Consider the following 18,835-nt stretch of genomic DNA (forward strand, 5'->3'; position numbering starts at 1 on the left):
CAGGTCAATCCGCAACCACCGGATCGTCGGCGGCTTTCATTTCGAACGCGGCCTCCATCAGGATGCGGGTATAGGGCGTTTCGGGATCCGAGAAGATCCGCGCGGCGGGACCGGCCTCGACGATGTCTCCCTGTTTCATCACGATGACCTTGTGGCTCAGCGCGCGCACCACCTTCAGGTCGTGGCTGATGAACAGATAGGCCAGCCCGTATTTGCGTTGCAGGTTGCGCAGCAGATCGACGATCTGGACCTGCACCGTCATGTCCAGCGCCGATGTGGGCTCGTCCAGCACCACCAGTTTCGGGCGCAGGATCATCGCCCGCGCAATCGCGATGCGCTGCCGCTGGCCGCCGGAAAACTCGTGCGGGTAGCGATCCATCATCTCGGGCTGCAAGCCGACCTCGGTCAGGATCTCGGCCACCATGTCGCGCTTGTTGCGGCCCGGTTCGACCCCGTGCACGCCCAGCCCTTCGGCGATGATCTGTTCCACCGTCATCCGGGGCGAGAGCGACCCATAGGGGTCCTGGAACACGATCTGCATATCCCGCCGAAGCGGGCGCAGCGCGCGGGATTTCCAGCCCTGAATGTCGGTCCCGTCATACAGGATCGGCCCCTGGGACAAGATCAGCCGCATGATCGCCAGCGCCAGCGTGGTCTTGCCCGAGCCGCTTTCGCCGACGATGCCCAGCGTTTCGCCCGGGCGCACGGCGATGGTGGCCGCGTTCACCGCCTTGACGTGGCCGACCGTCTTGCGCATCAGCCCGCGCTGGATCGGGAACCACACCCGCAGATCGCGGGTTTCGACCAGCGGCGCGCCGCCTTCGGGCACGATGTCGGGGCCGCCCTTGGGCTCGGCCGCCAGCAGCTTCTGGGTATAGGGGTGCTGCGGGTTGGCAAAGATCTCGGCCGTGCGGCCGGTCTCGACAATCTCGCCATCCTTCATCACGCAGACCCGGTCGGCAATCTTGCGCACGATGCCCAGGTCATGAGTAATGAACAGCAGGCTCATGCCGGTTTCGCGCTTCAGATCCGCCAGCAGATCCAGGATCTGCGCCTGAATCGTCACGTCCAGCGCGGTGGTCGGCTCGTCCGCGATCAGCAGTTCGGGGTTGTTGGCCAGCGCCATGGCGATCATCACCCGCTGCCGCTGTCCGCCCGACAGCTGATGCGGATAGGCGCCCAGCCGGCTTTCGGGGTCGTGAATGCCGACCTTGTCCAACAGCTCGATCACCCGCGCGCGGGCCGCCGCCCCGGTGACGCCCTGATGCAGGGTCAGGCTTTCGGCCAACTGCTTTTCCAGCGTGTGCAGCGGGTTCAGCGAGGTCATCGGCTCCTGAAAGATGAAGCTGATATCGTTGCCGCGAACCTTCATCAGGTCCTTTTCCGGCGCGCCGACCATCTGGCGGCCCTTGTATGTGATCGACCCCTTCACGCCCGCGCTTTCGGGCAGCAGCGACACGGTCGACAGCGCCGTCACCGACTTGCCCGAGCCGCTTTCGCCCACCAGGGCGACGGTCTCGCCCTTTTCAACGGCAAAGGATACGGCCCTGACGGCCAGCTTGTCCTGACCGTCCTGCCGGAAACCGACCGACAGGTTCTGAACCTCCAGCAGCGTGCTCATTGGAACGTCTTTCTGGGGTCGAACGCGTCGCGGACCCCTTCGAAGATGAACACCAGCAGCGACAGCATGATCGCAAAGGTGAAAAACGCGGTGAAGCCCAGCCAGGGCGCTTGCAGGTTCTGTTTGGCCTGCAGTGTCATCTCGCCCAGGGACGGGGCCGAGGATGGCAGGCCGAAGCCCAGGAAATCCAGCGACGCCAGCGACCCGATCGTGCCGGTGATGATGAAGGGCAGCAGCGTGACCGTCGCCACCATCGCATTGGGCAGCATGTGGCGGAACATGATCTTCCAGTTGCTGACGCCCAGCGCCCGCGCCGCGCGGACATATTCCAGGTTCCGCGCCCGCAGGAACTCGGCCCGGACCACACCCACCAGCGCGGGCCAGCCGAAGAGCGTCATCAGGAACACCAACAGCCAGAAGCTGCGCCCCAGGATCGCGAACAGGATGATGATGATGTAAAGCTGCGGGGTCGAGGTCCAGATCTCGATCACCCGCTGAAAGATCAGGTCGACCCAACCGCCAAAGAACCCCTGCACCGCGCCCGCGATCACCCCGATGATCGACGCGAAGAAGGTCACGATCAGGGTAAAGAAGATCGACAGCCGGAAGCCATAGATCACCCGCGCCAGCACGTCGCGCGCGGTGTCGTCGGTGCCCAGCAGATGTTCGCCATCGGGGGCCGACGGTGCGGGCCCGTCCAGATCGGCGATGGTGTTGAAGCTGTAGCGGATCGGCGGCCAGATGATGCGCCCCTTTTCGATCGCCTCGCCTGCGACCACCCCGTCCTGGGCATCGTCCAGCACCCCCTCGGGGTCGTCCCAGCAATCCTCAAGCCCGCCCGACACGATCAGGCACTGAACCTCGACATCGCGATAGATCGCTTCGGTCCGGAAATCGCCGCCGAAGGCGGTTTCGGGATAGAACTTGTAGACCGGGAAATGGTGTTCGCCGTGATACTGCACATAGATCGGCTTGTCGTTCGCCAGAAGCTCAGCAAAAAGCGACAGGCCGAAAAGCACCGAAAAGACGATCAGCGACCAAAAGGCACGGCGGTTGCGCTTGAAATTGCGCCAACGGCGCTGGTTGAGGGTCGACAGCCGGATCATGCGCTCAGCTCTCCCGGCTTTCGAAGTCGATCCGCGGATCGACCAGCACATACATCAGATCCGACAGGATGCCGATCAGCAGCCCCATCAGGCCAAAGACGAAGAGCGTCCCGAAGATGATCGGATAATCGCGCGCCACCGCAGCCTCGAACCCCAGCCGCCCCAGCCCGTCCAGCGAGAACAGCGTTTCGATCACGATGGACGCGCCGAAGAACACGCTGATGAACAGTCCTGGGAAACCGGCGATCACGATCAGCATCGCGTTGCGGAAGATATGGCCGTAAAGCACGCGCCGCTCGCTCAGCCCCTTGGCCTTGGCGGTCATCACATATTGCTTCTTGATCTCGTCCAGGAAGCTGTTCTTGGTCAGCAGCGTCAGCGTCGCAAAGCTGGAAATCGTCGTGGCGAGAACCGGCAGGGTGATGTGCCAGAAATAGTCGATGACCTTGCCGATCGCCGTCAGATCGTCCCAGTTGTCCGAGGTCAGCCCGCGCAGCGGAAACCATTTGAGATAGGATCCGCCCGCAAACAGCACCAGCAGGAGAACCGCAAACAGAAACCCCGGGATCGCATAGCCCACGATGATCGCGCCGCTGGTCCAGGTGTCAAAAGGCGAGCCATCCTTGACCGCCTTGCGGATGCCCAGCGGGATCGACACGAGATAAGCGATCAGCGTGGACCACAGGCCCAGCGTGATCGACACGGGCAGCTTTTCCTTGACCAGATCGACAACGCTGACGGATCGGAAATAGCTCTCGCCGAAGTCGAACCGCAGGTATTCGCCCATCATGATCAGGAACCGTTGCAGCGGCGGCTTGTCGAAGCCGAATTCCTTTTCCAGCTCGGCGATGAAATCGGCCGGCAATCCGCGCCCGCCGACATAACCGTTTTCAGCCCCGCCCGCAGCGTCCACGCTGATCCCCGCATCGCCGCTTCCGGCGATCCCGGAGAACACGTCGCCCTCGCCCTCGATCCGGGCGATGATCTGTTCGACCGGGCCGCCCGGCACGAACTGGGTCAGGGTGAAATTCACGATCATGATCCCGACCAGGGTCGGAATGATCAGCAGCAACCGCCGCAGGATATAGCTGCCCATGGGCCGTTACCTCAGGACGCCGGCCTGTTTCAGGCGTTCGGCCGCCTCGGCATCGTACCACCAGAAATCGTAATGCCCGATGGCCAGCATCGGCAGTTCATCGGGATGGTCATAGATGTCGTAATAGGCGACGAAGGACTTGTCGTTGTACCAAAGCGGAATGTCGAAGCGCAGGAACCGCAGCGTGCGGTCCAGCGCGTGAACCGATGTGCGCAGCTCGTCCAGCGTCTCGGCCTCCAGGACGGTGCCCAGGATCCGGTCCACCGCCGGTTCGCGCAGACGCATCAGGTTGCGCGAGCTGTTGTCGGCCGTGGACGAGCCATACCACTGGAACAGGCCCAGCGACGGTTCGAAATCCATCTGGATGCCATGATTGGCCAGGTCGAAATCGCCCGACCGGCGACGTTCCACGTATTGCGCCGTGTCGACCTTGTCCATCCGGGCGCGGATGCCAAGGGCTTCCAGATTGCGCAGGAACGGGCTGACGACGCGGAAATATTTCGGAAAGGTCTGCAGGATCACAAGCTCCAACACCTGACCGTCCTTGCGGCGGACGCCATCGTCCCCCGCCACCCAGCCCGCCTCGTCCAGCAGCTGTGCCGCCTGGCGCAGCATCCGGCGCGAGGGCTGGTTGCGGGCGGGATCATGGGCGACCGGCGACACGACCTCTTCGGTCAGGATCGCGGGATCCAGCAGCCCCTCGTCCACCAGCGGCTGCAGGATCGCAACCTCATCCGCGCCGGGAACCCCGGAGGCCGCCAGATCCGTGCCCTGCCAATAGGACACGGGCTGCTTATAAAGGTCATAGTAAAGCGTGCGGTTGGTCCATTCGAAGTTGAACGCCATCGAAACCGCCTGGCGCACGCGCTTGTCCTGCCACTTGTCCTTGTCCAGGTTGAACACCCAAGCCAGCCGCTGGCCGACCGTCTGATCGGGGATTTCCTCTTGCACGACATGGCCGTTGCGGATGTTCGGGAAATTGTACCCCTCGGCCCAGTTCTGCGCCTCGTTCTCGATCCGGAAGGTGTATTCGCCGGATTTGAACCCTTCGAACGCAGCGGCGGTATCGGCAAAATATTCCACGCGGATGGTGTCGAAATTGTCCCGCCCCACATTGAACGGCAGGTCCTTGGCCCAATGGTCGGGATTGCGGCGATAGACAACACGGCGATTGAAATCGAAACTGTCCAGCACATAGGCGCCGGTCGACATGAAGGGCTGCTTGGTGCTTTTGTCCAGCCGCGCGCCGGTTTCCTCGAACCACTTCTTGGAAAAGGCCGGGGTGCCGCCCGCGATGCCGATCCGGTCGCGGACCGAACTGTCGGGCTGGAAGCTGAACTTGATGCGATGGGGGCCCAGAACCTCGACATCGGTAAAGAAATTCTCGACGATGCGGCGGTATTCGATGATGCCCTGTTCCAGGAACAGCTTGTGCGAAAATTCGATATCCTCGGCCGTCATCGGGGTGCCGTCCTGGAATGTCACGTCTTCGCGCAGGTTGAAGATCACCCAGGACAGATCCTCGGGGTATTCCAGCGTGGTGCACAGATAGCAGTACATCCCATAGGGATCGTCGGCGGTCGACGACAGGACGCTTTCGGTGCCGATCGTGTTCAGCGCCGCCGGAACCCCGTCACGCGCATATTGGTTGAAACTGTCGAAATTGCCCTGCGACCAAAGCGAGATCTCGCCCCCCTTGGGCGCGTCGGGGTTCACATAGTCGAGATGCTTGAAATCCGCCGGGTATTTCAATTCGCCGAAATTCGAAAAGCCATGCGCGGTGGTCACGTTTTCCTGGGCGCGGGTGGTGGTGGCCCACAGGGCCGCCAGCGCCAGAACGATCAGGGAAACCGCAAAGCGCGGCGCAAGACCGCGGTGCTGGCTTCGGGGAATTGCAATCGCGTGTGCCTTGGGGCGTTTTCGCATTCGGCGCCTCTCATTCGGTCGGTCTGTCCTGACTCAAGCTAAAGACACCGCACCAACATTCAAGTTGAGATTACGTGAGCAGGGCTTGAGCGCATATAAAAAAGCCGCCCCGGCAGAGCGGAGCGGCCTTTGACATCGTTGCGCGCGACGGCTCAGCCGCCGACGGTCGTCAGATACGCGATCAGGTTTGCGCGGTCTTCGACCTTTTTCAGGCCCGAGAACGACATGGTCGTGCCCGGCGCGGCACCGCGCGGATTTTCCAGGAAGGTGTTCAGATGCTCGGGCGTCCAGGCATCGCCAACCGCTTGCAGCGCGCCGGAATAGCCGAACCCGTCGACCGCGCCGATCGGACGGCCGACCACGCCATACAGATACGGGCCGGTGCCGTTGGCGCCGTCTTCCAGCTTGTGGCAGGCCTTGCACTTGCCGAAGACCTTTTCGCCCTTGCCCGCATCGGCCGCGGCCAGCACATCGGCAAAGGCCACCTCGACTTCGGCCTCGCCGCCGCCGTCACCCTCTTCGACCTCGATCATGTAACCCTGGGCTGCATGATCTTCGCCGTGGCCACCACCGGTGTGATACAGCGCCTCGGCCGCCCAGCCCCCCAGCAGGAAAACGAGCAGTGCGCCGCAGAAGCCACCGATGATCTTCGTGAAAGTCATTGTGTCGAACATGTCGCGGTTCCATCCAGTCGGTATTTGGCGCGTATCTACGCGCTTCCATCCCCAACATGCAAGGTGTAGTTACCGCGACCAAAAGCCATAGTGGCCCATAAGTGACTGGGGAAGGTCCATGACAGCAAGAATTGCCTTTCAGGGAGAGCCGGGCGCCTATTCGCACCAGGCCTGCCACGAAGCCCGCCCGGAATTCGAGGCCCTGCCCTGCCGCACATTCGAGGACGCGATCGAGGCGGTGCGCAGCGGCAAGGCCGAACTGGCGATGCTGCCGGTGGAAAATTCGACCTATGGCCGCGTGGCCGATATCCACCGCCTGCTGCCCGAATCGGGCCTGCATATCATCGACGAGGCCTTCGTCCGGGTGCATATCAACCTGTTGGGCGTGCCGGGCGCCAAGTTGGACGATATCAAGACCGCGCAAAGCCACACCGTCCTTCTGGGGCAGTGCCGGGCATTCTTGCGCGAACACGATATCGATGCCATCGCCGGGGCCGACACCGCGGGTTCGGCCCTGCATATCGCCGAGCTGGGCGATCCGGCGCAGGGCGCGCTGGCATCGGAACTGGCGGGCGAGATCTATGGCCTGAACGTCCTGGCCCGCCATATCGAGGATCACGATCGCAACACCACGCGGTTCCTGATCATGGCGCGCGAGCCGGATCTGAAACGCCGCGGCACGGGCCCGATGATGACCAGCTTCGTCTTTCGGGTGCGCAACATTCCTGCCGCGCTTTACAAGGCGATGGGCGGGTTCGCGACCAATGGCGTCAACATGACCAAGCTGGAAAGCTATATGGTCGACGGATCCTTTACCGCGACGCAATTCTTCGCCGATATCGAAGGCCATCCCGACGACCGCAATGTCCAGCTGGCCATGGAAGAGCTGGAATATTTCACCACGCACCTGAACCTGCTTGGGGTCTATCCGTCGGATTCGCGGCGCCGCTAGGACGGCGCGCGCGCGGCCTGGCTTTCCAGATCGCGCGCGAATTCGGCCACCGCGCGCTTGAACCGCTTGTTCAGCGACGATTTCGCCAGCCGCAGCGATTGCAGGAACACCCGCACCCCCAGCGTCCGGGGGCGCAGTTCCAGCTGTACCATCAGCCGGGTGCGGCGCGGGGACAGCGGGATCAGCTGTACCAGGAAATCGCCGCGCAAACCCCGGCTGCGGATGTCGATGACCATGCGTTCGGGCGCGTCGAACGCGGTCAGTTCGGATGTGATGTCGCGATGCCGCCCGCGATAGGTCAACTGGCTGAGCCATGTGGCCCCGACGCCCGGCTGGTCCAGATTGTCGGTACGGGCCACCTCGGCCCCGCGCCGCAACGCCGCGCGTTCGAACTTGTGAAAATCCGAGACAGCCGAAAACACCGCGTCAGCGGGCAGGTTGATATCTTCGCGGGTCGAAAACTTCATCGGATAGCGTCGTTTCTGGCTGGTTTTGCCTGTTTGAAACTAATCCAGACGATCCGCAAGCCAATGCTGCATCAGGAATTGCGCGATCGCCCCCTGCCGGGCGGGCTTGATCCGGGTATGCTCGCCCGCGAAGATCGACAGCATCTCTTCGCGGCTGACCCACAGCGCGTCTTCCAGCTCGACCGGGTCCAGCGTAATCTCGCGCCCCAAGGCCACGCCCCAGGCCCCGAACATCAGCGACGCCGGAAAGGGCCAGGGCTGGCTGGCCAGATAGCCCACCTGGCCGACGCGGATACCGGCCTCTTCGTGGACCTCGCGCCGCACCGCCGCTTCCAGTGTCTCGCCCGGCTCGACAAACCCCGCCAGCAGGGAATACATCCCCTCGGGCCAGCCGGGCGAGCGCCCCAGCAGGACCGAATTGCCATGGGTGATCAACATGATGACCACCGGATCGGTGCGCGGAAAATGCTGGCCCTGGCATTGCGGACAGCCGCGCTGCCAGCCCGCCATCACCGGCTGGGTCGCGGCACCGCACCGGGCGCAGAACCCATGGGTCTGGTGCCAGCCGATCACCGCCTTGGCCGTCGCGGCCAGCTCGGCATCGGCGGGCGACAGCCGGGCCATCACACGGCGCAGTTCGGCAAAGACGCCGCCCGGCGCCAGATCGGGGTGAACCTGTTCGCTGGCATCCAGGAAACTGTCGGGCTGTTCGGGCGGGGCTTCGGGCACCCAGTCGGACAGGTCACAGGCAAACCGCGGCGCCCCATCGACCAGCCCCAGAAAGATCGCCGCCGCCTGACGATGGTGGATCAGCGTGTGGCTGGCGGGCAACCAATCCAGCCGGTCCAGATCGGGCGCCCGCAACAGCGGCTTGCCGCGCCACAGCAGCAGAACCCGCGCCGACGGGTCGCCCCACATCCGCGCCAGCGCGTCGGAATCCGACCGCAAATGCGCCGCGCGTTCCAGGCCCGCGCCGCCGAATGTGACCGTTTCCGCCAGCTTCATCGTCGTCCGTCCACCTTGCCCTTCGGCCCTTTTCGCCGCTTCTGTGCCAGTTGCGCAAGACGTGAGCAATGCAATTTATTTCGCCTTTAGAGCGATTTTGGCCTCGCCTATTTGTGAACGGGGAATTAGTTTTCTCAACCGGAAGGGTTCTAACCTGCGACCGAAAGCCTGTTGAGCAGCGGGCAGACGGTTCGTGCGTACACTGAAAAGCCAAGCATCATCTGGCGTGGACGGGTCGGGGGATCAATTGTCCGAATTGCTGAGGCCGTTTTCCCGGCTCGATAACAACCAGGCGCATCTCAGGATTCTGGAAACCACAGACCTTCATATGTACCTTTTGCCATATGATTATTTCGCCGATCAGGCGCGCATGGATCTGGGTCTGTCGCTGATTGCCGAACAGGTGGAAAGGGCACGGGCCGAGGCCGACGCGGCGCTGCTTTTCGACAATGGCGATCTGTTGCAGGGCAATCCGATGGGCGATTACCTGGCCAATCGCCATGCGGGGCATCCCGAAATCGAAAACCCGATGATCGATGCGATGAACCTGCTGGGCTATGACGCGGCGACGGTGGGCAATCACGATTTCAACTATGGGTTGAGCTATCTGCAACAGGCGACAGAGCGGGCGGAATTTCCATTCGTGCTGTCCAATGTCATCACCCGGCGCGGGGCGGCGCCCGAACGCGATACGCTGCTTTACGATCCCTTCGTGATCCTGAAGCGCACCCTGCGGACGGGCGATGGCCGCGCGGTGCCAATCAAGATCGGCGTGATCGGCTTCGTGCCCCCGCAGATCACGGTGTGGGACTTCCGCCACCTTGTGGGCCGGATCATCACCCGTGACATTCTGGACAGCGCCCGCACCTGGGTTCCGGTGATGCGACAGGCGGGGGCTGACCTGATCGTGGCGCTCTGCCACAGCGGCATCGGCCCGGCACAGGAAACGACAGGGATGGAAAACGCCGCGGCCGCGCTGGCGGCGGTGCCGGGGATCGACGTGATCCTGGCGGGGCATGCCCATCAGCATTTCCCCGGTCCCGACATTCCCGCAACCGCGCATACCGATCCGGTCGCGGGGCGGCTGGGCGGCAAGCCCGCTGTCATGGCCGGGTTCTGGGGCACGCATCTGGGGGTGATCGACCTGTTGCTGGAACAATCCGACACCAGCTGGTCGGTGCGCGACAGCCGCAGCCGGCTGCAAGCGGCCTCTGAACCCGCCGGCGCAACACCCCGGGGCCGCAAGATCCGCACCCGGATCGAGGCTGCGGCCGACGACATCCACCGCCAGACCCTGGACTATATCCGCCGCCCGGTCGGCCAAACGACGATCGGGCTGGATACCTATTTCGCGCGGGTAGCCGGGTCGGGCGCGGTCGCCTTGGTGGCCGAAGCACAGCGCTGGTACATGGAGGCCCGGCTGTCGGGCACGCGCCACGCCGGTCTGCCGCTGCTGTCGGCCGCTGCACCGTTCAAGGCCGGGGGACGCTCTGGCCCCGCCTTTTACACCGATGTGCCCAAGGGGCAGCTGACCATCCGCGATATCTCGGATCTCTATTTCTATCCCAACACCATCCATGCGCTGCGAGTGACGGGGCGCGAATTGCGCGACTGGCTGGAACGCGCGGCGGCACAGTTCCTGCAGATCATCCCGCAGCAGAGCGACCAGCCGCTGCTGAACAAGACCTTTCCCAGCTATAATTTCGAGATGATGCAGGGCATCGGCTATGTGATCGATCCGACGCAACCCGCCCGCTATGACGCGTCGGGCACCCTGATCAACCCCGAGGCCCGGCGCATTCGCGACATCCACCACTATGGCGCGCCCGTCTCAGACAGCGATGTGTTCGTCGTGGCCACCAACAGCTATCGCGCGACCGGCGGGGGCGGCTTTCCCGGCGCCCGGATCGAGAACATCATCTACGAGGCCCCCGACATGGTGCGCGACGTGATCCTGCAATACATCACCGATACCGGCGGCGTGCGCGACATCACCCCGTTCAACTGGCAGTTTCCGGATCTGCCGGGCACCAGCGCGTTGTTCGAAAGCGCCCCGCAAGCCGCCACGAAAATCCCGGCGCTGCGCCATGGCCGGATCGACCATGTCGGCCCCGGGCAGGACGGGTTCGACCGGTTCCGCCTGTCTTTCTGAACTCGACAAACCGGCCCGCGCGTGGTTGATCGCAGCTCAGACACGGCCATTCGGGAAGGGGTTCAAGATGCGGCGTTTCATTGTTCTGGTGGGGCTTCTGGCGCTGGTTGCCCTGGCGGCGCTGGTCACGAAACCCGGCGCCGATGACGCCGAGGCGCATCTGAGCGCAATCCTGCGCGCCCAGGTCGACCGTCAGGATATCGCCCAGCAGGATGACGTGATCGGCACGGCGGCGCTGATCGGGTGCAAGCTGCGGCCCGGCGATTGCGTCGACCTTTTGCGCCGCGGGATTGACATGACCGTCACCGACCACACGCTTTACACCCGCGTCGACATTGACGGCTTTGACCGCCAGGCGCGATGCTATGGCGCCTTTGGCCGGTTCTGGTGCCCCGGCAGCGGCGACATGACCGGCGCCGAAGGCTAAGCTTGCAAATCCCGCGCGCCGGGATTATCTAACCGGTCGAGAGGTTGGCGCGGGCAGGCACCTCGCCAACCCGGTCAGGTCCGGAAGGAAGCAGCCGTAACGAGCCCCGCTTGGGTCGTTGTCCAGCCTCTCACCCTAATCCCCCGACGCATCCCCGATCGACGTGACCTGCGACAGCAGGGTTTCGGTCGCCGAAAGCCCGCGCGCCGTGGCCATGCAGATCTGCGGCAGCACCAGCCATTCCAGCGTCCAGGCGCTGCCGGAGCGGTCCTGTTCGTGGATCATCGCCTGATGCAGCAGCCCGATCTGCCCCGCGTTGAACCGCGCCAGCGTCACCAGAAGCTCTGCCAGGATCGGGTTCTGCTTGTGCGGCATGGCCGACGAGCCGCCGCCGCCCGCAACCGTCATCGCGTCGATGCCTTGCTGGGTCATCAGCGCGATATCCTGACCGATCTTGCCCAGGCTCCCGCTGATCGCGGCCATCAGCCCGCCATAGGCGACGATGGGCGCGCGGTTCACATGCCAGGCCCGCGCCGGGTCGCCCAGACCCAGTTGCCGCGCCATGTCGGCGGCAATCGCGTCGCCCGCATCGCCGAACCCCGCGCGGTTGCCCACCGCGCCGCCCAGTTGCAGCAACTCGACCCCGGGGCGCAGATCGCGCAGCGCGGCGATGTGGTCTTCGACCGCGATCCGCCAGGGCGCAAGCCGGTCGGCCACCTGCATCGGCAGCGCCGCCTGCATCCGCGTGCGGCCCATCAGCGGGTTCGCGCCAAAGGCCTGCTCCAACGCCTCGACCTGATGGGCGATGGCGGCCAGACGCCCGGCAACCAGATCCGACATGTCGCGCAGGATCAGCACCGTGGCGGTGTCGATCACATCTTGCGAGGTCGCGCCGGTATGCACCAGCTTGGCATCCTGCCCCACGGCACCGCGCAGCTGCCGGATCAGCTCCGGCACCGGCAGGCCATCGCCCCCGGTCGCGGCGCTTAGCGCGCCCATGTCGGGCGAAAAACCGTCGATCTGCCAGGCGACAGCTTCACAGGCGTCGGGCGCAGCCTGCCCCACCGCCCCCATGGCGCGGGTCAGGGCGGCTTCGAACCGCAGCATCGCCTGTATCTGGCGGTCCGGAGACCAGATCGCCGCCGCGTCGTCATCGCCGATCAGGCCCCAGAGCCAGCTTTGTTCCAATGCCGGGATCACATCATGCCCTCGTAAAGCGCCATCAGGATTTCGGCCACTTTCTCAGGTGCTTCAATGGATGGCAAATGCCCCACCCCGGCGATCTCGGAAAATTGTGCGCCGTCGATCAGATCGGCCAGCCCGCCCACCACGTCGGTTGGGGTCGCCTGATCGGCGCTTCCTGCGATACAGGCCACCGGAAGCTGAAGCGCACGGGTGCTTTCGGTCAGGTCCGCGTCGCGTACCGCACGACACGCGGCGACATACCCACCCAGCGGCGTGCGGACCAGCATGTTGCGATAGCCCGCCACCGCCGCTGGCTGTCCCGACAGGAAGCCGGGCGAGAACCAACGCTCCAGCACCGCGTCCGCCATCGGGGCGATGCCGCCCTGCTCCAGCGCCGCGATGCGGGTGTCCCACATCTCGGGCGTGCCGATCCGCGCGGCGGTGTTCGACAGGATCAGACCGGCAATCAGGTCGGGCCGGTGCGCGGCCATGTGCTGGCCGATCTGCCCGCCCATCGACACCCCGCAGAACAGCGCGCCCGAAAGCCCGCAGTGATCCATCACCCCGGCCATGTCGGCGGCGTGATCGGCGATGCTGCTGGCGCCGGTGTCGGACAACCCGTGACCGGATTTGTCCATGCACAGCACCGGCAGCTCGGCAGGCAGACGCGCGATTACCCCGTCCCAGATCCGCAGATCGGTGCCCAGCGAATTGGCAAACACCACCGGACGCGCGCCGGCCCGCCCGGGCCGGAACGCCACATGCAGCACCCGCTGGCCGATCCTTACGAATTCCATGGTTTGCGCTCCTGTCCGGGCGATTTCAGATGTCGAAGAATACCGTCTCGCCCTCGCCCTGAAGCCGGATGTCGAAACGATAGACCTGCACGCCATCGCGCATCCCGGCCTGTTTCGCGATCAGCGTCGGGCGGCGGCTTTCCCATTCGATCAGGTTCAGCACCGGATCGGTGGCGTTCGCCGCGCCCTCGTCTTCGAAATACATCCTTGTGTTCAGCCCGATATTGATGCCACGCGCGACAATCCACAGGTTGATATGCGGGGCCATGTCGTGATGCGCCTCGTCCGCGCGGCCCTGCCAGTCGTCATTGGCATGCGCGGGCGGGTGCAGCGGCCCCGACCCCAGCTTGCGCCGCGCGCGCACGGGCCCGGGCTTCACGGTGTCGAAGCCCCATTCGCCGGTCTCGAAATCGGTGATGACCCGGCCCCAGCCGCGAAAGCCGTCCTCGACTTCGCCGCCGCCTTCGGGATGGGCATAGATGCCGGCGGCATTGGCCTGCCAGGCCTCGATCAGCACGTCCTTGACCGGGTTGCCGGTGCCGTCGATCACCACGCCCTCGACCCGGATGCGTTCGCCCTTGGCATTCGGCCCGGCAATGTCCCAGCCCAGTTCCTGGCGATAGATGTCGAAACCCGCCGCGCCGGGGGCCAGCCCGATATGCACATAAGGACCGGCGGTCTGCGATGGGGTTTCCTTCAGATAATCCAGACGCTGCACCATGATCAGTTCCCCTCCAACCGGTTTTCGAACAGGGTCGACCGGCGCCCGCGCAGCACGATGTCGAACTTATAGGCGATGGAATCCAGCGGCACGGTCGCGTTCATGTCCAGCGCCGCAATCAGGCTGTCGATGGCGTCCTGGCTGGGAATGGTTTTCACAATCGGGCACTGCGCGATCAGCGGGTCGCCCTCGAAATAGCACTGGGTGATCAGCCGCTGCGAAAAGCTGGTGCCAAAGACCGACATGTGGATATGCGCGGGCCGCCAGTTGTTGACCCAGTTCCGCCAAGGGTATGCGCCGGGCTTCACCGTGCGGAAGAAGTAATAGCCATTCTCGTCCGTCAGGGTCCGGCCACAGCCGCCGAAATTCGGATCGATCGGCGCCAGATAGGTGTCCTTCTTGTGCCGATAACGGCCGCCTGCGTTGGCCTGCCACGCCTCGACCAGCGTGTTGGGCACCGGGCGGCCGTTTTCGTCCAGCACCCGGCCATGCACGATGATCCGCTCGCCGATGGGGCTTTCGCCCGGCTTGGCGTAGTTGTGGATCAGATCGTTATCGATCGGGTCGATATCGTTGTGGCCGAAAACCGGCCCGGTGACTTCCGACACCGATTGCTGCAACGAGATCAGCGCCTTGCTGGGCGAGCGCGCGACCGAGGTCTTGTAGTCGCGGGTATAGGCCGGCGGGTGCCTTTCCCTGTCGCGCTGGTAATATTCCGCAGGTCCGCTCATACTTGGGTCTCCTCCAGTTCCGCAAAGGTGGCCTTGGCAAGCTTGATCGCATGGTTGGCCTTGGGCACGCCGGCATAGACCGCGACATGCATGAAGGCCTGCATGATATCCTGCTTACTGGCCCCGGTGTTGAGGCTCGCGCGTATATGCATCGGGATTTCCTCGAAATTCCCGGTCGCCGCCAAAAGCGCGAGCGTCAGCATCGAGCGTTCTCGGCGGGAAATCGTGTCATCGGCCCACAGGGTGCCCCAGGCCGTTTCGGTGATCATCTGCTGAAAGGGCTGGTCGAAATCGGTCATCGCCCCGTTGGCCCGGTTCACATGGGCGTCGCCCAGAACCTGGCGGCGCACCTGCATGCCGGTGTCATATCGATCAGTCATCTTGCAATTCCTTCCCGGGTCCGGGCCGACCCGTCAATAGGGCAAACCCACATAGTTTTCGGCCATCGCCTGTTGCGCCGCGCTGTTGTCGCGCAGGAATTCCAGCTCGGCGATCTGCATCTTCAGGTCGAATGCCGTCTGTTCGGGATACCGATGCAGCAGTGACGAGAACCACCACGAGAACCGCTCGGCCTTCCAGATGCGTTTCAATGCCTTTTCGGAATAGCTGTCGATCCCCTGCGCGGAGCCGTCCTCGTAGAATGCCCGCAACCCGTTATACAGGTAATGGATGTCCGACGCCGCGGTGTTCAGCCCCTTGGCTCCGGTGGGCGGCACGATATGCGCGGCGTCCCCGCACAGGAACAACCGGCCCCAGCGCATCGGCTCGGTCACAAAGGACCGCAGCGGCGCGATGGATTTTTCGATCGACGGGCCGGTGACCAGCTTGTCGGCCATATCGGCGGGGATGCGGCGTTTCAACTCGGCCCAGAAATCATCGTCGCTCCAATCGCCGGGCGCGTCGGTCAGCGGGCACTGGATGTAATAGCGGCTGAGGTTTTCGTTGCGCATCGAACACAGCGCGAAGCCGCGCGGCGAATTGGCATAGATCAGCTCGTGATGCACCGGCGGGGTTTCCGACAGCACACCCAGCCAACCAAAGGGATAGACCTTTTCGTATTCGCGGCGCACGGTCTCGGGGATGGTCTTGCGGCTGACTCCGTGAAACCCGTCGCAGCCCGCCACGAAATCGCATTCGATCCGCCGCGCCGCGCCGTCCACGGTATAGCTCACCGCCGGGGCATCGGTATCGGCGCCGTGGATCGTGACATCCTCGACCTGATATTCGATCTTGCCACCGGCCTTTTCGCGCGCGGCATACAGGTCGCGGGTCAGTTCGGTCTGGCCATAGACGATGACCGGCGTTCCGGTCAGCCCGGCGAAATCGACACGAAACATCGTGTCGCCAAAGGACACCATGGTGCCGTCATGCACGTGACCCTCGGCATGCATCCGGTCGGCGCAGCCGGCTTCCTCCATCAGCGCGACCAGACCACGTTCCAGCACGCCCGCGCGGATCCGGCCCAGGACATAGTCCTTTGTCTTGCGCTCCAGCACGACGCTGTCGATCCCGCGCCGGTGCAGAAGCTGCGACAGCAAAAGCCCGGACGGCCCTGCACCGATGATGGCAACCTGCGTTTTCATCGAACCCCTCCCGATCGTTTGACAAGACCATGAATAATCAATTATGGAAAGTAAAATGACTTCTGATTGGATTTGATTTCCAATATGGCAACAAACAAGGCCAAACAGATCAAGATGCGGCACCTGTCGGCCTTCGTGGAATCCACGCGCGCCGGGTCGCTGAAGCTGGCCGCCGAACGTCTGTTCCTGACCCAACCGGCGATTTCCAAGACCCTGAAGGACCTTGAGGAGATCCTGGGCGTCAGCCTGATGGACCGGGGCCGCGGCGGGCTGAGCCTGACGCGCGAGGGCGAGGTTCTGCTGCCCTTCGCCGAACAAAGCCTGGCCGCGCTGGAACACGGGCTGTCCAGCCTGGAAGCGATCAATGCGGGCGATGCCAGCCCGCTGCGCGTGGGGGCGTTGCCGTCGGTCGCGGCGGACCTGCTGCCGGTCGCGGTGGATGTCTTTGCCCGGCTGTCGCCTGCAACCCCCGTCACCGTGGAAGAGGGGCGCATCAGCTCGATGCTGGAACATCTGCGGATGGGCTATCTGGAATTCGTGATCGGCCGCCTGGGCAAGCCCGAGACCATGATCGGCCTGAGCTTTACCCAGCTTTATGCGGAAAACGTCGTCTTTGCGGTGGCGGCGGATCACCCGCTGGCGCAGGGATGCGAGCTTGAGGATATCGCCAACTGGCTGGTGCTGTACCCGCCCGCGACCGCCGCGATCCGGTCCTTTGTCGACCGGTTCATGATCACCAAGGGGATCGGGCGGCTGCCCGACCGGCTGGACACCGTTTCCGGCGCCTTCGGGCGGTCGATGACCCTGGGTCCGCGCAAGGCGATCTGGATCATCTCCGAAGGCGTGGTGTCGCGCGATATCGCGGCCGGGCGCATGGTGGCGCTGCCGCTCGACACCTCGGCGATGGCCGGGCCGATCGGGATCATGGCCCGCTCCGAGGAAGACCCGACGCCGCCCATGCGCCTGTTCCGACAGGCATTGCTGGCCGCCCGCGATCAGACGCGAGGGCTGGCCGAACCCTCAACCGAAACCCCGTAACCACAGGCTGACCTTAATGTCCCAGACCCCCTGCATCATCTGCGTGGCGATCACCGGATCGCTGCCGCAGAAATCCGACAACCCCGCCGTGCCGATCACGGTCGGCGAACAGGTCGAAAGCACGCATGAAGCGTTCGAGGCTGGCGCCGCCATCGTTCACGCCCATGTCCGCAACGACGATGGCACGCCCAGTTCCGACCCCGAGAAATTCGCCCGCCTGAAAGAGGGGCTGGAAAAGCACTGCCCGGGGATGATCATCCAGTTTTCAACCGGCGGGCGCTCTGGCGCGGGACAGACCCGTGGCGGGATGCTGCCGCTGCAACCGGACATGGCCTCGCTTTCCGTAGGGTCGAACAATTTCCCGACCCGCGTCTACGAGAACCCGCCGGATCTGGTGCAATGGCTGGCCAGCGAGATGGTCGAACACGGCGTAAAGCCCGAGATCGAGGCCTTTGACCTGAGCCATATCCTGCAGGCAAAGGCAATGTGGGAACGCGGCGAGATTGCGGAACGCCCCTATGTGCAATTCGTGATGGGGGTCAAGAACGCCATGACCGTCGATCGCGATGTATTCGAATACTATATCCACACGGTCAAGCGGCTGTTCGGCGCGGATGTGCCCTGGTGCGCCGCCGGGATCGGGCGCGAGCAGATCACACTGAACGACTGGGCCGTCAGCAACGGTGGCCATGCCCGCACCGGGCTTGAGGACAACGTGCGCCTGAACAAGACGACGCTGGCGCCGTCGAATGCCGCGCTGGTGCGCCGCGTGGCCGAGATTTGCGACAAATACGAACGCCCCGTGGCCAGCTGGCAGCAGGCGCGTCAGATCCTGGGCCTTTCGCCCGCGGCTTAATCGCCCGCCCTGGCGTCGCCGGGATCGACCAGCGGCGCCCGGCTCAGGTGGTTGCCCGCATCGGCGGCCTTGGTCGCCAGCCGCAGGAATTCCTGCTGCTCCTGCGGGTCCAACCCGCCCAGGATGTCCTGTTGCAGATCCTGTACCAGCGGCATCACCCGGGCCAACAGCGCGCGGCCCGGCTCGGTCAGGGTCGCAACCCGCGCGCGGCGGTCACGCGCGCTGACCTTGCGCGCGACATAGCCCTTTGATTCCAGCCGATCGACCACCCCGCCGATCGTGGCCCGGTCATAGGCGATCAGCCCCGCCAGGCTGGCCTGATCGATCCCGGGATTGACCCGAATCGCGTTCAGCGCCGCAAATTGCACCGGAGTCAGATCGATTCCGTTGGATTTCATCCGGTCCTGAAAGATCGATACCGAGATCTGGTTGAGCCGCCGGATCAGGTGGCCCGCCATATTGTAGATTTCCAGTTTCATAACTTCACTTTACCAGATT

Annotated in this window: 19 protein-coding genes and 1 other RNA gene; 6 read left to right on the plus strand and 14 right to left on the minus strand. The window is 64.1% G+C overall.

The annotated features are described in order from the left end of the window. Positions 1–4 precede the first annotated feature (4 nt). The 5 genes from CLM60_RS12475 to CLM60_RS12495 form a co-directional block, all read right to left on the minus strand. Entirely contained in the window at positions 5–1,621 is a 1,617-nt protein-coding gene (locus CLM60_RS12475; protein ID WP_095589471.1) for an ABC transporter ATP-binding protein, read from the minus strand. Next, positions 1,618–2,724: an ABC transporter permease gene (locus CLM60_RS12480; RefSeq protein ID WP_425427231.1), complete on the minus strand. Its 1,107-nt coding sequence runs from the start codon at positions 2,722–2,724 to the stop codon at positions 1,618–1,620. The genes CLM60_RS12475 and CLM60_RS12480 overlap by 4 nt, the downstream gene beginning before the upstream one ends. A gap of 7 nt (positions 2,725–2,731) precedes the next feature. Beyond that, positions 2,732–3,823 carry a microcin C ABC transporter permease YejB gene (locus tag CLM60_RS12485; RefSeq protein WP_095589473.1) on the minus strand — a complete coding sequence of 364 codons (1,092 nt, stop codon included), beginning with the start codon at positions 3,821–3,823 and terminating at the stop codon, positions 2,732–2,734. Positions 3,824–3,829: 6 nt separating this feature from the next. Next, positions 3,830–5,749, minus strand: a complete 1,920-nt coding sequence (locus tag CLM60_RS12490) for an extracellular solute-binding protein (RefSeq protein ID WP_095589474.1) — start codon at positions 5,747–5,749, stop codon at positions 3,830–3,832. 152 nt (positions 5,750–5,901) lie between these two features. Continuing rightward, positions 5,902–6,423, minus strand: coding sequence for a c-type cytochrome (locus tag CLM60_RS12495; protein WP_095589475.1), 522 nt, complete (start codon positions 6,421–6,423; stop codon positions 5,902–5,904). A 118-nt stretch (positions 6,424–6,541) separates the two neighbouring features. On the opposite strand from CLM60_RS12495, the gene CLM60_RS12500 reads away from it, so the two are divergent. Beyond that, complete coding sequence (locus CLM60_RS12500; protein ID WP_095589476.1) at positions 6,542–7,375, plus strand: prephenate dehydratase; 834 nt, start codon at positions 6,542–6,544, stop codon at positions 7,373–7,375. On the opposite strand, the gene CLM60_RS12505 is transcribed toward CLM60_RS12500, so the two are convergent. Next, entirely contained in the window at positions 7,372–7,842 is a 471-nt protein-coding gene (locus CLM60_RS12505; RefSeq protein ID WP_095589477.1) for an SRPBCC family protein, read from the minus strand. The two genes, CLM60_RS12500 and CLM60_RS12505, sit on opposite strands and share 4 nt — an antisense overlap. Positions 7,843–7,881: 39 nt before the next feature. Continuing rightward, positions 7,882–8,847 carry an NAD(+) diphosphatase gene (gene nudC, locus CLM60_RS12510; RefSeq protein WP_095589478.1) on the minus strand — a complete coding sequence of 322 codons (966 nt, stop codon included), beginning with the start codon at positions 8,845–8,847 and terminating at the stop codon, positions 7,882–7,884. Positions 8,848–9,073: 226 nt separating this feature from the next. Between nudC and CLM60_RS12515 the strand changes: the two genes are divergently transcribed. From CLM60_RS12515 to ffs, 3 genes are all read left to right on the plus strand, one after another. Next, positions 9,074–10,999: a bifunctional 2',3'-cyclic-nucleotide 2'-phosphodiesterase/3'-nucleotidase gene (locus CLM60_RS12515; RefSeq protein WP_281256696.1), complete on the plus strand. Its 1,926-nt coding sequence runs from the start codon at positions 9,074–9,076 to the stop codon at positions 10,997–10,999. 67 nt (positions 11,000–11,066) lie between these two features. After that, positions 11,067–11,426 carry a hypothetical protein gene (locus tag CLM60_RS12520; protein ID WP_095589479.1) on the plus strand — a complete coding sequence of 120 codons (360 nt, stop codon included), beginning with the start codon at positions 11,067–11,069 and terminating at the stop codon, positions 11,424–11,426. Between the two features lie 38 nt (positions 11,427–11,464). Continuing rightward, positions 11,465–11,561, plus strand: an RNA gene (gene ffs / locus CLM60_RS12525) — signal recognition particle sRNA small type. Here ffs and CLM60_RS12530 read toward each other — a convergent pair. The 6 genes from CLM60_RS12530 to pobA are packed head-to-tail and all read right to left on the minus strand — an operon-like array spanning position 11,562 to position 16,443. After that, the gene (locus CLM60_RS12530; RefSeq protein ID WP_095589480.1) at positions 11,562–12,626 is read right to left on the minus strand and encodes a 3-carboxy-cis,cis-muconate cycloisomerase; all 1,065 of its coding nucleotides are present in this window, start codon (positions 12,624–12,626) and stop codon (positions 11,562–11,564) included. Further along, positions 12,623–13,408 (minus strand): 3-oxoadipate enol-lactonase, encoded by a 786-nt coding sequence (gene pcaD, locus CLM60_RS12535; RefSeq protein ID WP_095589481.1) that lies wholly within the window; start codon positions 13,406–13,408, stop codon positions 12,623–12,625. Before pcaD ends, CLM60_RS12530 begins: the two co-directional genes overlap by 4 nt. A 25-nt stretch (positions 13,409–13,433) precedes the next feature. Further along, positions 13,434–14,129, minus strand: a complete 696-nt coding sequence (locus CLM60_RS12540) for a protocatechuate 3,4-dioxygenase subunit alpha (RefSeq protein ID WP_095589482.1) — start codon at positions 14,127–14,129, stop codon at positions 13,434–13,436. Between the two features lie 2 nt (positions 14,130–14,131). Beyond that, on the minus strand, positions 14,132–14,860 hold the full coding sequence (pcaH, locus tag CLM60_RS12545) for a protocatechuate 3,4-dioxygenase subunit beta (protein WP_095589483.1): 729 nt from the start codon (positions 14,858–14,860) through the stop codon (positions 14,132–14,134). Further along, the gene (gene pcaC, locus CLM60_RS12550) at positions 14,857–15,240 is read right to left on the minus strand and encodes a 4-carboxymuconolactone decarboxylase (protein ID WP_095589484.1); all 384 of its coding nucleotides are present in this window, start codon (positions 15,238–15,240) and stop codon (positions 14,857–14,859) included. The genes pcaH and pcaC overlap by 4 nt, the downstream gene beginning before the upstream one ends. A 33-nt stretch (positions 15,241–15,273) precedes the next feature. Beyond that, entirely contained in the window at positions 15,274–16,443 is a 1,170-nt protein-coding gene (gene pobA, locus CLM60_RS12555) for a 4-hydroxybenzoate 3-monooxygenase (protein WP_095589485.1), read from the minus strand. An 84-nt stretch (positions 16,444–16,527) separates the two neighbouring features. Between pobA and pcaQ the strand changes: the two genes are divergently transcribed. Further along, a complete protein-coding gene (gene pcaQ, locus CLM60_RS12560) occupies positions 16,528–17,481 on the plus strand; it encodes a pca operon transcription factor PcaQ (RefSeq protein ID WP_095589486.1) in 954 nt (317 codons plus the stop codon). A 16-nt stretch (positions 17,482–17,497) separates the two neighbouring features. Next, complete coding sequence (locus CLM60_RS12565; protein ID WP_095589487.1) at positions 17,498–18,337, plus strand: 3-oxoadipate:acetyl-CoA acetyltransferase; 840 nt, start codon at positions 17,498–17,500, stop codon at positions 18,335–18,337. Here CLM60_RS12565 and CLM60_RS12570 read toward each other — a convergent pair. Beyond that, positions 18,334–18,816: a MarR family winged helix-turn-helix transcriptional regulator gene (locus CLM60_RS12570; protein WP_095589488.1), complete on the minus strand. Its 483-nt coding sequence runs from the start codon at positions 18,814–18,816 to the stop codon at positions 18,334–18,336. The genes CLM60_RS12565 and CLM60_RS12570 overlap by 4 nt on opposite strands. Positions 18,817–18,835: the final 19 nt, after the last annotated feature.

The organism is Actibacterium ureilyticum (assembly GCF_002285435.1).
GTDB lineage: Bacteria > Pseudomonadota > Alphaproteobacteria > Rhodobacterales > Rhodobacteraceae > Actibacterium_C > Actibacterium_C ureilyticum.

What these genes read in the sequence shown, in the direction of transcription:
- CLM60_RS12475 (WP_095589471.1), bottom strand. Translation starts at nt 1,621, where the DNA reads ATGAGCACGCTGCTGGAGGTTCAGAACCTGTCGGTCGGTTTCCGGCAG.
- CLM60_RS12485 (WP_095589473.1), bottom strand. Translation starts at nt 3,823, where the DNA reads ATGGGCAGCTATATCCTGCGGCGGTTGCTGCTGATCATTCCGACCCTG.
- CLM60_RS12490 (WP_095589474.1), bottom strand. Translation starts at nt 5,749, where the DNA reads ATGCGAAAACGCCCCAAGGCACACGCGATTGCAATTCCCCGAAGCCAG.
- CLM60_RS12495 (WP_095589475.1), bottom strand. Translation starts at nt 6,423, where the DNA reads ATGTTCGACACAATGACTTTCACGAAGATCATCGGTGGCTTCTGCGGC.
- CLM60_RS12500 (WP_095589476.1), top strand. Translation starts at nt 6,542, where the DNA reads ATGACAGCAAGAATTGCCTTTCAGGGAGAGCCGGGCGCCTATTCGCAC.
- CLM60_RS12505 (WP_095589477.1), bottom strand. Translation starts at nt 7,842, where the DNA reads ATGAAGTTTTCGACCCGCGAAGATATCAACCTGCCCGCTGACGCGGTG.
- nudC (WP_095589478.1), bottom strand. Translation starts at nt 8,847, where the DNA reads ATGAAGCTGGCGGAAACGGTCACATTCGGCGGCGCGGGCCTGGAACGC.
- CLM60_RS12520 (WP_095589479.1), top strand. Translation starts at nt 11,067, where the DNA reads ATGCGGCGTTTCATTGTTCTGGTGGGGCTTCTGGCGCTGGTTGCCCTG.
- pcaD (WP_095589481.1), bottom strand. Translation starts at nt 13,408, where the DNA reads ATGGAATTCGTAAGGATCGGCCAGCGGGTGCTGCATGTGGCGTTCCGG.
- CLM60_RS12540 (WP_095589482.1), bottom strand. Translation starts at nt 14,129, where the DNA reads ATGGTGCAGCGTCTGGATTATCTGAAGGAAACCCCATCGCAGACCGCC.
- pcaH (WP_095589483.1), bottom strand. Translation starts at nt 14,860, where the DNA reads ATGAGCGGACCTGCGGAATATTACCAGCGCGACAGGGAAAGGCACCCG.
- pcaC (WP_095589484.1), bottom strand. Translation starts at nt 15,240, where the DNA reads ATGACTGATCGATATGACACCGGCATGCAGGTGCGCCGCCAGGTTCTG.
- pobA (WP_095589485.1), bottom strand. Translation starts at nt 16,443, where the DNA reads ATGAAAACGCAGGTTGCCATCATCGGTGCAGGGCCGTCCGGGCTTTTG.
- pcaQ (WP_095589486.1), top strand. Translation starts at nt 16,528, where the DNA reads ATGGCAACAAACAAGGCCAAACAGATCAAGATGCGGCACCTGTCGGCC.
- CLM60_RS12565 (WP_095589487.1), top strand. Translation starts at nt 17,498, where the DNA reads ATGTCCCAGACCCCCTGCATCATCTGCGTGGCGATCACCGGATCGCTG.
- CLM60_RS12570 (WP_095589488.1), bottom strand. Translation starts at nt 18,816, where the DNA reads ATGAAACTGGAAATCTACAATATGGCGGGCCACCTGATCCGGCGGCTC.